We start from the raw sequence: 11,654 nt of genomic DNA on the forward strand, positions 1-11,654 counted from the left end.
ACCGGCGCCGACGGCGCCCAGGATCAATGCCCAGAGAAGGACGACCAGCCAGCGCCGCCTGAACGCGCCACCGCCGATCTTGTGCAGGAAAGTAGCCACGAGAAGAGCTCCGAATCTGAGGTGATTTTGGGCGCGCGGTGCCCTGACGCCTGCGGCGATGTAGACGCAGAAGCCTTGAGAGGGCATGCGGAAGCAGACGAGCGACCGCGTGGCCGCTGTCAGGGTGTGGCGGGCCGCCGGCGGTGCCTTGCTGGCACGGCCGGAGTACCGGTCAGGACTGGATCAGGTCACAGGGCGCGCGGTTGCGCGGTGAGGGCGGGCAGAAGAACCAGGTCGACGACGTTCTCCATCAACTCTTGGGTCGCCGGGGTCCCGCGCAGAATGGTCTGCGCGAGCAGCGGACCCATCACGATCTGGTCCGCCAGAGCGATGACAGGGTTGCTGGCGTCGATCTCCCCCCTGGTCACCGCCCGCTCGAAGAGGTGGGCCAGGTCGCGCAGGATTGGATGAATCAGGATCTCGCGCACGATCTCCATCAGGTCCTCGTCCTGGACGATTGCGGCGGGCACCGAGGTGAAGGTGTCCTTCACCGGGTCATCAGCCACCAGATGGCGCACGACGGCCATCAGGTCGCCGCGCAGGCTGCCGGTGTCGATGCGCGACAGGTCGTTACCAGCTTCACTGGTGAGGGCACCCCAGGCCGAGATCACCAGCCGGGGCTTGCTCTCCCACTGCCGGTAGAGCGTCGCCGTGCTGCACTTCGCCCGCTGCGCGACCGCGGCCATGGTCACCTGCTCGTAGCCGACCTCGCCGACCAGTTCCGCCGTCACACGCAGCAGCTCACGTTCCCGCTCCGCGGTGAGCTTGCGGCGGCGTGACGCGGGTGGTGCCTCGGTCATGACTGCTCCTGATCGGCCCGTAGCTGACACCAGAACTGTAGCCACCCAACCAATCGAAAATCAAGTTTTCGAAACTGGGGTTTTCGATGATGGGCTTCGGCCCGACTCTCAGACATGCACAACCTGAAGCGGCCGAGGATGCGGCGGCCACTGGCAAGGCTCCCGAGAGCAGTCCCGCCGCAGCACGCCGCCTGCGAGACATTCACTGCAGGACGGCCCACCGGCCTACCCACCCCGGGTCAGGCCGGTTACGCACCCGCGTTTGAGCACGTCATGGCTAACATCCGGGTTCCCAGGCCGCTCCGCAGGCCGCGAATCGCAAACGGCTCGGTAGCCGTGGCGGGCGGCCTCCGGCTTTCGACCGGCAGCCGACGCCGACGCTCCGCCCGGCAAGCAGCTCCGGCAGCCGCTCGGGCACCACAGTGGCCTGGCGCTACCACCCGGGCTCGGGAACCCGCCCGCCGATCGGAAGCGGGAAGACCGCCAGGCCCAGTCGACGGCCGCGCGGGCGGCAGCGAGGACGGGGGCGGTGAGGACCCGATCATCCCGAAGGGTCCGGACGGGCCAGGCAAGCTGATGTTGCTGAAACGCCGCGCGAGCGGCGCTGGGTGCTTCCTGTGGGTTCTACAGAGGGAGGATCGCCCAGAGCCGACGTCCATCGTCAGCGGTGTCGGTGCCGCACGCCACCGCCCCAAGGGCGGTGAGCTCAGGAAGGACCGCGTCGGTGGCGGCGGGGCCGGGCTGGTGGGACAGAGCGACGATGAGCGCTTGGCGGTCCTGGTCGGCGAGGTGGACGGAGACGCGGCGGCCGCCGTCCGCGACGGCGGTGCGCACCAGGAGATCGGTCAGGTCGGCGGCGGCCTGGTCGGCTTCCCGGTAGCCCCATTCATGGAGCCGGTCCAGGACGTGCCCGGTCGCCTTCCTCGCGGACCACGGGGCGGCCTCCAGCGACCAGTTGGCGCTGCGCCGGTTGCGGACCTGCATCCGGGCCCTGGCCCCTTGCAGGCCGGTCTCCGGGCGTGGTGGGGAGAGCGGGCGCTTGGGTGGGGGCGGGGTCCTGGGCGGGTAATCCGGGGTGTGCTCAGCCATGTCCACCTGAACTCCCAGCATCGGCGCAGACCTTCATCGTAGGGCCAAGCCGTGCGCCGAGCGGACAGTTCGAGGAAGCACTGCTCGTCCGGCGCCTCTCGGCCCGCCGCACACCGCGCGGACTGAGGGATTCGAGGCCGGTCAGTCGGCGGCGGGACCCTGATGCCGGCGCGGCAGGCTGCCGGATTCCCCGGACGCCGGCCATCCGTTGCGGGCCGTATCCGCTACCGGTCCCGCCCGGTCATCAGCAGGATCAGAGCCTTGGACCGGCTGGTGCCAAGGGCAGTGGCCACCGCCTCGGCGGACACGTCGACGTCCAGCATGCCCGCGGCCGCCCCGGCAGCCCTGGTGGTAATGCGCTCCAGCACACCGGCGGCGCGCAGTGCGGCGAGCGGCGTGTCCACGGCGGTGGTGTTCAGCTGGTCGGCAATCTCGACCAACAACGTGGCCAAGGGCTCCGGCAGCGGCACCGTCTTGTCGCGGACGACGGACAGGTGCGCGGTCCAGTCCGCGAGCGGACCGGCCAGGTCGATGTCCGCCTCGTGCAGGGTCTGATCGCCGATCGCCGCCCAGTCCAGCGGATACTCCGCGGCCCCGCGCCAGCCGCACGCGCACACCCCGCGCAAGGCCTCAGCGCGCGGGCGGCGCAAACGACCGTCGTAGACCGTCCAGTGCGTCGTCGACGGCACGTGCGAACCGCTTCCCACATCGAAATACACCGGCCCCGGCTCCCTCCCGCCGATCAACACCCCCGCGGCACCCGCGTGCACGTCCCCGAACTCCACCGTCCACCAGTCCCACTCCACCAACACACCACCCTCCAACGCACACCTGCCGGCCACCCTCCCCCACCCAGGTACCAACCCACCCCCGCACCAACCCAACAACGCTTCCCGTTGGACGTGGCCGGCCACGGTCTGACGAAGACGACGACGAACCCGGGGCGTGTTCAGTCAGGTGATGACCGGCTGGCCGCCGGAGGACTGCGTCAGATCAGTTGCGTTCAGCAGTCACGGTGCTCCAGTGGTGGCCCTCGCCGCAGTCGCACGCGTAGATCCCGCTCTCCGGTACGAACTCGGCCGGATGCCAGGGCGTCTGTTCCTCGCTCATGTACCTGGTGTGCGACGCCCCGCCCCACGGCGCGACTCCAGGCGCCTGCCCGGCATGCTGGGACCGGCGTGGAGCCGCACCCTGGAGAAATGAGCACTCCGATCGTCATTCACCACCCCTCCCCCACGGGCGGGCGGCGGGTCACCATCCGTGGGCAGATCGTCGGGCTCGCCTACGAGGACCAGGACGTCATCGAGTTCCTGCGGCGTGCCGGGCTCCCACCTGCCGGAGTGGGTGGAGTGGCGGGGCGGGCGCGCACGCGTACGCGGCTGCGTAGGGCGAGGGCCGGCGCGGCCGGTGGTGTCGGCTGCCTTGGTCATGCTGGGTGATCGGTGGTGCATGCTTCCTTCACCATCGCGTAGACGAGGTCCAGCAGGAGTTCGTCCCGCTCCTCGGCCGGCTGGTGATTCATGGTGAGGCGGGCTGCCGTCCTGGGATTGATCAGCGCCAGCCTTGTCAGGGGTAGGCGTGCGTAGGTGTCGCGCGGGGTGTCTTTGTCCTGCACGCCCCGGGCGGTGTGAACGGCCTGGGTGGCGATGTGTTCGGCTGTCTCGGGTACGAAGTCGACCAGAGCTTGTGTCAGGTTCTCCAGCAACCAGCCGCTGTCTTCGTCTTCTTGCGCCGCGGTTTCCAGGGCAAGCTTGATCGCCCACCGCGGTTCGCTTTCCGCCGATGTCCGGACTCCTTCCACCAGCGCGAGCTGCCGCTCATCGGGATCGGTGATCTCGCGCGCGGTGCGTACGAACTCCTCGAAGAGGTCTTCTGCCTGAACAGGGCTGGTTTCCTTCAGCAGGAGGGCCAGGAACCGAAGGACATCGGCGCGCGCGGCTGTTTCAGTGAGGCTGGTAGCCACTGCGCGCGCCCGGGCGGGGTCGGTGCAGGCGAGCGTCTTGGCGATGTGAGCCAGGGTGGACTCGCGTTCTTCCAGATCGGAGATCTGCGACGCGATGTGCTCGGCCTCCTGAACGAGTTGTTCGGCTCGCGCAGGGTCCTTTTCGCTCAGGTCCTCGGCGAGGACGTTCAGCACGGCGGCTCGCAGCCGTGGCTGATCCGCCGGGATGGACCGGGCGACACGCCATGCCTGCTGAGGCCGTTCCTCGCGCAGCTGTTGAAACAACTCGAACAGGGACTCCGCGCGTGGTTCCTCCCCGATCGTGCTGCGGGCCACCCGCTCGGCCCGCTCAGGATCAGTCCGCACCAGTTGTCTGAACAACTCGGCCTGCGCCAGCCCTGAGGAAGCGGTGTCGTCCGTGCCGTTGGCTATACGCAGTGCCTGCTCCGGATCCACGGGAATCAGGGCGGAGACTATTGCGGACAGCGCCATGCTTCGGACCCACGCTGCATGGATGAACAGGACGGTCCGCTCGGCACGGCGCGGGTCACTGCGGGCCAGACCTGCAGCGATGTCCCTGAACAGCCGGTCGATGGTGGTCTGCTCCATCTTGCCGGTGAGTTCGTGGGCGAGCCGTTCGGCGCGGTCGGGGTCCTTGACAGCCTGCGCCTCCGCAATGCCATGAAGGGTCCAACCGATCAGCCCCTCGTGGTATTGCCGGTCGGCGAGCTCCCGGGCGATCCGTTCGGCGCGGTCGGGGTCCGCTGCCGCCATCCCCTCAGCAACGCTCAGCAGAACGTCATCGTCTCCCTCAACACTCCTGGCCATCCGTTCCGCTCGTTCAGGTTCGACGGGGGCAAGAGCCTCGGCGGCGGCGAGCAAGGCGTCCTCACGGACCTTGCGCTGGCGCCGCCCCCGGATCGCCAGGGCCAGACCCTCGGCCCGCTCGGCCGCGGTCCGCGCACGGGCCTGGTCGGTCGGGGCCAAGGCCGTGACGATGGTGGCGAGCGCCTGAATATGGGCCAAGACGTCCGTAGCAGTGGCCGCGTATCGGTGCGCCTCCACGACGAGGAAGGCGCCGCGTGCCGGATTGCCGGGCTGAACGTTCGCCGCGAGGTGCGCGAGTGCCTGCGTACGTTGCTGCACGCCGGTGATATGGGAACACACCTCCTCCGCGTTGATCAGCCACCGCTGCCCTCGTTGCCTGAGCCGCTCCCGTTCGGCTACCCGCTCCTGCTCCTCGCGTGCCCGTCGTCGTCCCCGCCTCGTACTACGCCCTCCGGCTCCGGCGGGATACGGGTCAGTTCCGCCGAAGAACGTCCCGACAGAGGCCGGAGCGGGAACGTCCCGCTCGCTGATCATCGAGGTCATACCGGACGGCAGCCACGACGCCCCGGTGGTGTCCGGGACGATGACCTGGTCGAGCAGCTGTGCCAGGGTCGGCCTCCGTCCGGTCTCCTTGGCCAGGCAGTCCGCGACCAACGGCCCGAGGGACGGGGGCAGCCCTGACAGATCCGGGGGCTCATGAACGACGCGGTAGTTCACCGCGTGGGCAGCGCCCACCCCGAACGGGAGCCGGCCGGTGGCTGCAAAGGTGAGCACAGCGCCGAGCGCGAACACGTCCGACTCCGGCCCCGCCTGATTGCCGATGATGTGTTCCGGGGCCATGAACCCGGGTGTACCGATGGCCATCCCGGTTCCGGTGAGCTGGGTGTCCTCGGCTGCGCGGGCGATGCCGAAATCGATCAGGCGCGGGCCGTCCCCTGCCAGCAGCACGTTCCCAGGCTTGAGGTCGCGATGCACCATTCCCCACCGGTGCACCGCCGTCAGCCCTTCCGCGAGACCGGCGGCAAGCCTACCCAGCGCACGTTCCGGCAGTGGCCCGTGCAGGCTGACCGCCTGCTGCAGCGAAGGACCAGGAATGTAAGCGGAAGCCAGCCACGGTGGGTCGGCCGCCGGATCCGCATCCACCACATGAGCCGTGTAGAAGCCCCCGACCTGCCGCGCCGCCTCCACCTCCCGGACGAACCTGCGACGGAAGTCCGCATCACCGGCAAGCTCAGGGCGCACCACCTTCACCGCCACCAGCCGGCCCCCGGGCGAACGCCCCAGGAAGACCTGCCCCATTCCGCCCCCACCCAGCCGCTTCAGCAACCGGTACGGGCCAACCACCTGCGGGTCCGCAACCCGTAACTCGTCCATACCCACTCCCACAACCGGTGATCACGCACTCACAACGTCAGCCCAGCCACAGCTCATCACGGGGCGCAGCCATGCCCTACTCGACGAAGACGACTCGCCAACCGTTGCGAGTTCCATCTCCAGGAACGGCTTTGGGATACAGACCTCGCAGCCAAGTGCCCCACTGGCATGTCACTCGTGTCTGACGTACTGCGACTGCGCGACGCCCCCGAAGGCCCCACCAGCAGGCGTTCGCCGGACTCGTCTTCGACGTCCAGGACGTCGTCGGGTTCCTGCGACGTGCCGGGCTGCCGGACAGGGGGCAGCTGCCGGAGTGGGTGGAGTGGTAGGGCAGCGCGCGCATGAGTACACGGCGGCGCAGACAGCGGCAGGCCGAGTGCGGCGCGGCCGGCGGTGTCAGTTCAACCTCGAAGTCCGGTGTCCGGTCGGCAGAACTGACACGGCTCGGTGCCCGGCTCGGCCAGTGCGACCATCGCGTCCTCGCGGGAGATCAGCCCGACCGGGTCCGGGTAGGTGGCGCAGCCTCCACGGTGGAGCAGCGCCACCGAGGAGGAGCGCTGGGGCTGGATCTTCCATGCCATCTCGGCCCGTGCCCGCTCGCGGCGTGCCTGTTCCTGGGCTTCCTGGATCTCCAGTTCCCGGACGCGGCGCTCGGTCTGCCCGAGCTGCCATCGCAGCCATTCGAGGAGGGCCCGGTTTTTCTCCAGGTCGCTGATGGCGTGGGAGGTCGGGATGTCGTCGGTCATGGCTACGCGTCGGGTCCGGCGGGATCGTGGACGTGCTTGAGGGCGGTACGGGCTGCCACGCGGTCCGGGCCCTCCAGCGTCGCCCAGTACGGGTGTGTCAGTACCTGAGTGGTCAGCTCCAGAATCCGGGCCCGGTATCCGGCGAGGCGCTCGGCTTCCTCCGGTGTGTAGCCGGGGCTGTCCGGCTTCTCGGGGCGGTAGTCGCTGTGGAGCTTCTTGTCCGCCGTCCAGCCGGGCAGCGGCTCGGCCGACCACGGCAGCAGCTGGGCGAACTCGTCGCGCTCGGCCTGCACCTCATTGAGGGCGGCTTGGGCGTCGAGGAGGTCCTGGGGGAAGTCGAAGGCAGACCCGCCACAATGCTACGTCTGTTCGATTTTGGAAGGCGACTGCCACACCGGACCGCCCCCTGAATGCACGAGGATTCCGGCGCTCGGTGGCTACGATGCGAAACGCGCCGTCCCCCGGCAGCTCCAATGCCGGGGGGCGGCGCGCTCACGCTGGCCGCCGTCAACGGCCGGGGAGAGCTCCTCGCCGGGTCAGCCCATGGCGATGAAGTGGAAGGGACGGTCGGCGACGACACCGTTCGAGTTGCCCGTGCGGACCGTCACCCTCTCAGTCGTGGCACCGCCGGCGTGGGCGTTGTCCAGCAGGGACCACGCGTTACCGTCAAGCGTGGCAACGACCGACGGCACCTCCGCGAAGTCGTTGTTGAAGGTGAGGATGCGTGCCGGTGCTGACCTTCGTGACCTTGAAGCCGTGGCCGGCGGTCCGGGTTCCGTCGGCCGCAACGGTCCCACGGACGATCTGGAGATTCTCGTAGGCGGTGATAGCCATTTTCGTGCTCCTTTCCTCGGGAATTTCCCTTCATGGGCATGTCCAGACTGGATGCCCTCATGCTCCATTTGGGCGAATGGCACCCAATCTGGTGAATTGACAAATTACCTGATCACCTACCTGGCCAGGTCGTCTCGGCCAGGCACGTGTACTCGCTGATGAAGGCTCACACGGGCCGCTCAGCGGCTGGCTCTGTTCATGAAAATGGGACAGCAGATGTTCACCACTTCGGGAGGCAGCTGAGTACCTGCTGAAATCGAACGCCCACCGGTGCCAAGGCGCCGGTGGGCGGCTGAGTCGATGCTTGCCGGCTGTTACGGCAGCTGGTCCAGGAACCAGGTGGAGAGTTCCTCGGTGATCAGGGTGTGCGTGTCGCTCTGCGAGGCGAGCTTGACGGCGTGGAAGGGCGTCTCCTCCAGGTCGTCCTCGCTGATCGGGTTGTAGAGGTCGTCGTGGGTGGCCGGCTCCCGCAGGGAGATGGCGCTGACGGCCGGGACGAAGCAGTGCTCGCGGATCGGGTTGACGACACCGAAGCCCAGCGCGGGCGGGAGGTCGTTCAGCGTGTCGGCGAGGATGCCGAAGCCGTGGAGGGTGCCGCCGGGCGCGCCGTCGATGTCGGGCAGAGCGCTGGTGCGGATCTCGCGGGTGGGGAGGGTGACCACGCGGAGCTTGGCCACCAGCTGGTCGCCGCCCTGGGACTGGGTGTGCAGCTCGGTGCCGGTGACGGCCAGACCCTTGCCGGTGAGGGCCTCGGCGCCGGGGGCCACACCGTTGCCGGCGCCGTCGCCGGGACCGTTGGCGAGGGCGATCAGGCGGGTGGCCCTGTCCCGGGGCCAGTTGCCGACCTCCTCCAGCGCGCGCAGGAACGCCAGGCGCCGCTCGCTGGTGGCGGGCTTGTCCTGCCAGTCCGCGATGTGCTGCCAGAGCAGTTCCTGGGCGGCCGGGCTGTTGATCTGGTCCGAGAAGCGGGGGTCGAGCTTCTTGGTGTAGTGCGCGAACGCCTGGAGGGCGACGGGGATCCACGCGCCGGTGTGCGGGCTGTCCCAGGAGTAGTAGAGCTGGGCCTCGTGCTCGATGCCTTCCGTCTCCATCTTGGCCAGGGCATAACGAGTGACCAGGCCGCCCATGCTGAAGCCGCCGACGGCCAGCGGATGGTCGCCGATACGACGGTCGATCGCCTCGGTGACGGCCGCCATCACCGCCTCGGCGTTCTCCAGGATCGACGCGCTGCGCTCGTGGTAGCCGACGAGAACGACATCGCGGCCCCGGCGACGAAGCTCGCTCAGCAGCGGAAACGGGCCGTATTCCAGCTGCTCCCAGGTGAGGCTGAGGTCGCTGGGGCCGGTGCTGAACCCGTCCGCCAGGATGACCGGGCGGGTGAGCCCGCTGTTACCTTCTCCGTGGTAGACCCATGCGGTGCCGTGGGGGAGGTCCCAGACGTCGGTGGGCGGGGGCGGGATGCGGTCGGTCGTGCGCGGGCCGGGCGCCAGGACGATCGGGGAACCCGACTGGAAGGCCTCGGCGGCCTGCTCCTCGGTGGTACTCATGACATTTCCTTCGTGAGACCGCGTGGGGGCGGAGCCCCTCCTTACGGATTGCAGGCCGGGCCCGGGCCTTGTGGCATTGCTCCGTTCCCGGCAGGACAACGACATCACATGCGTCACTCTGTGAACAAGAATGAATGCGGACAGTTACAACGTTCTGATGTGCGGCCGCACGCCCGCCGACCTGACGAGAGCGAAGCGTTTCCTACATGAACACGAACCCTGTCGGTCCAGAACGGCCAGAGCAGGGCAGACCCCGATCATTCATCCGGCTGATCGCGCTTCGAGTCACGTGCCGCAACTGTCCGGATCGCGCGAGAGATTGCACCCGGGGAGATTGATCGGCAGTTTGACCAGCATGCATCCCACGGGCTTGTACGTGGGCGGAGGCAATCGAACAGTGCCGCATGCGGTGCCTCCCGAAGTGGTGAACACCTGCTGTCCGTTCTCGGTTCTGGCACACATTCCGTGAGAGCGGTGGACGATCTTCTTCTGATCGGCAGACTGGAGAGATGCGGATAGAGAGCGTGGCCAGGATCTATGCGGTCCGGCTTGGCGTGACGGTCGGTGCAGTCGTCGCAGCTCCGGTTCTGTTGGTGGCTGGGACTCCGCTGCTGCGCCGAGTGTTACGTCGCTACTACCGCGAGGACGGTCCAAGGTTTGTGAGCAAAGAGGATGGTTGGGTGAGTCCGGGGTATTTCGTCGTCACCAACGTGGTTGTTCGAACCCTCTGCCGACCGTCGGAGTACGTACTCCTACGGCTTCGTCCTACCTGAGCAGGCCATCATCGGGCGGCGGTGAGAAGTACCCGTTTGCGGAGCAGGGGGAGTTTGGCGCGGCCGAACATCTGGCGCTTGACCATCTTGATGTGGTTGACCCGGCCTTCGACGGGACCCGAGTTCCAGTGGCTCGTCAGGCCCCGGACGACGGCGTCCCAGTCCTTCTCCAGGCCGGTGGCGAAAGAGTGGAGGCCGGGAAGTTCCTCGGCTCGCGTGCTGACGACCCAGTCCTTCAGGTGCTGGCCGGTGCGCGTTGTGAGGATGGCAGCGAAGCTGCGGACGAGACGGTGAGCCGCCGCGAGCTCCGGGCAACGGGTAAGGGTTTCGGCCAGCTGTTTTCCCTCGCTTTCCGAGAGTCGGTCGGGGTGACGCATGATCCACCCGGTGACTTGTCGGAGTCCTGGTGGCGCGGGCCCGACGACGCGGATCCGGCGTCGGCGTCGTGGCCGCAGATAGTGGCTAATGATCTGGTAGCTGCCGCGGTAGCCGAGGCCCTGGAGCTCGGAGTGGAGCTGGACCGCGTTGGTGATGCCTTCTGCCCAGCGATTGTCCAGGTGGGACTTGTAGAGGTCGAGCTGGCTGGGCCGTGATTGCCGCCGACCGCCGAGTAACTCCTCGGGGGTTGCCGCGCGGGCGCATCGGCGGACCGTGTTCCCGCCTATGTGCAACTCGCGGGCGATCTCCCGGATGCCATGGCCTTGGTGGAGGAGGGCGTGGACGATGGCGTGACGTTCACGGATGCGGGCTTCGATCGGCGACATCTCCGTTGCCAGCGGCGGTTCAATTTCCGGAGGGTCTCCCGGGCCGGAGATGGGTGACGGCAGGCATCCGGTGTGCCGGCGCACACATTGTTCCACTGCGGTGCCGAGGTTCTGCCACAGGTGGAAGCGGTCGGCGACCTGGACCGCCTGTGGTGCCCCGATGCGGGCGCCTTCGGCGTAGGAGCCAGCGCGATCCCGGCAGATCACCTCGATCCCGGGATGCTCACGCAGCCATGTGGCCAGCGTCTCCGCGTCCCGTCCCGGCAGCAGGGCGAGCGGTTTGCGGCTCTCGCAGTCGATGAGCACGGTCCCGTAGTGCTGCCCGCGCCGGGTGGCGAAGTCATCGACTCCGAGCACCTTGGGCACTTCCCAGAAGGGATCTGGAAGCGCCATCAGCAGCCGCAGCAGCGTAGTCCGGCTGACCGCATCGTGCAGTGATACGGCCAGCCGGGCCCCGGCCCGGCCGGCGAGCGCGACGGCCACGGCCTCCAGGACCCGGCGTGCAGCAGGCGTGCGTCTCCCGTACCGGAACGTCAGCCCTGCGACCTGTTCGACGAACGTACGGCGTCCGCACCGGGTGTTGTCGCAGTACAACCGCCGCACCGTCAGCCTGATGCGCACCGGCTGATCACCGACCGGAGTATCGGCGAGGCGACGCTCGTAGCAGCTGTGCACACGAGCCGACGGACACTCACAGTCCGGGCACGAAGCAGTGCCATCGAGGGTCCTCGCCACGATGCGCATCACGCCGCACTCCGTGAACACCCGCTCCACCAGAACCGCACTGAAGTGCGGAAACAGCACGGCTATGAAGTCATCACACCGCACCACGGTCCCAGATGACGGCACGTCACCGTG

Annotated in this window: 10 protein-coding genes; 1 reads left to right on the forward strand and 9 read right to left on the reverse strand. The window is 68.2% G+C overall.

Annotation, left to right across the window (positions count from 1 at the left end; genetic code table 11):
* Positions 1-287: 287 nt before the first annotated feature.
* From AMK10_RS30835 to AMK10_RS30845, 3 genes are all read right to left on the reverse strand, one after another.
* Positions 288-899 (reverse strand): TetR/AcrR family transcriptional regulator, encoded by a 612-nt coding sequence (locus AMK10_RS30835; RefSeq protein WP_073752083.1) that lies wholly within the window; start codon positions 897-899, stop codon positions 288-290.
* 624 nt (positions 900-1,523) lie between these two features.
* The gene (locus AMK10_RS38305; RefSeq protein WP_079180967.1) at positions 1,524-1,988 is read right to left on the reverse strand and encodes a hypothetical protein; all 465 of its coding nucleotides are present in this window, start codon (positions 1,986-1,988) and stop codon (positions 1,524-1,526) included.
* Between the two features lie 224 nt (positions 1,989-2,212).
* A complete protein-coding gene (locus AMK10_RS30845) occupies positions 2,213-2,794 on the reverse strand; it encodes a hypothetical protein (protein WP_143194994.1) in 582 nt (193 codons plus the stop codon).
* Positions 2,795-3,187: 393 nt separating this feature from the next.
* Between AMK10_RS30845 and AMK10_RS37150 the strand changes: the two genes are divergently transcribed.
* On the forward strand, positions 3,188-3,427 hold the full coding sequence (locus AMK10_RS37150; RefSeq protein WP_073752085.1) for a hypothetical protein: 240 nt from the start codon (positions 3,188-3,190) through the stop codon (positions 3,425-3,427).
* Here the strand turns inward: AMK10_RS37150 and AMK10_RS30855 are convergent.
* The 6 genes from AMK10_RS30855 to AMK10_RS30880 all read right to left on the reverse strand — a co-directional run bounded on the left by AMK10_RS30855 (position 3,415) and on the right by AMK10_RS30880 (position 11,540).
* On the reverse strand, positions 3,415-6,132 hold the full coding sequence (locus AMK10_RS30855) for a serine/threonine-protein kinase (protein WP_073752087.1): 2,718 nt from the start codon (positions 6,130-6,132) through the stop codon (positions 3,415-3,417). The genes AMK10_RS37150 and AMK10_RS30855 overlap by 13 nt on opposite strands.
* A gap of 401 nt (positions 6,133-6,533) precedes the next feature.
* Positions 6,534-6,878: a DUF6233 domain-containing protein gene (locus tag AMK10_RS30860; protein WP_073752090.1), complete on the reverse strand. Its 345-nt coding sequence runs from the start codon at positions 6,876-6,878 to the stop codon at positions 6,534-6,536.
* A gap of 2 nt (positions 6,879-6,880) precedes the next feature.
* Positions 6,881-7,171, reverse strand: coding sequence for a hypothetical protein (locus AMK10_RS30865; RefSeq protein ID WP_073752092.1), 291 nt, complete (start codon positions 7,169-7,171; stop codon positions 6,881-6,883).
* Between the two features lie 373 nt (positions 7,172-7,544).
* Entirely contained in the window at positions 7,545-7,712 is a 168-nt protein-coding gene (locus tag AMK10_RS37525; RefSeq protein WP_158070911.1) for a hypothetical protein, read from the reverse strand.
* A 314-nt stretch (positions 7,713-8,026) separates the two neighbouring features.
* A complete protein-coding gene (locus AMK10_RS30870) occupies positions 8,027-9,259 on the reverse strand; it encodes an esterase/lipase family protein (RefSeq protein WP_073752094.1) in 1,233 nt (410 codons plus the stop codon).
* 781 nt (positions 9,260-10,040) lie between these two features.
* The gene (locus AMK10_RS30880; protein ID WP_443333126.1) at positions 10,041-11,540 is read right to left on the reverse strand and encodes an ISL3 family transposase; all 1,500 of its coding nucleotides are present in this window, start codon (positions 11,538-11,540) and stop codon (positions 10,041-10,043) included.
* Between the last annotated feature and the right edge of the window lie 114 nt (positions 11,541-11,654).

The organism is Streptomyces sp. CB02058 (genome assembly GCF_001905505.1).
Lineage (GTDB): Bacteria > Actinomycetota > Actinomycetes > Streptomycetales > Streptomycetaceae > Streptomyces.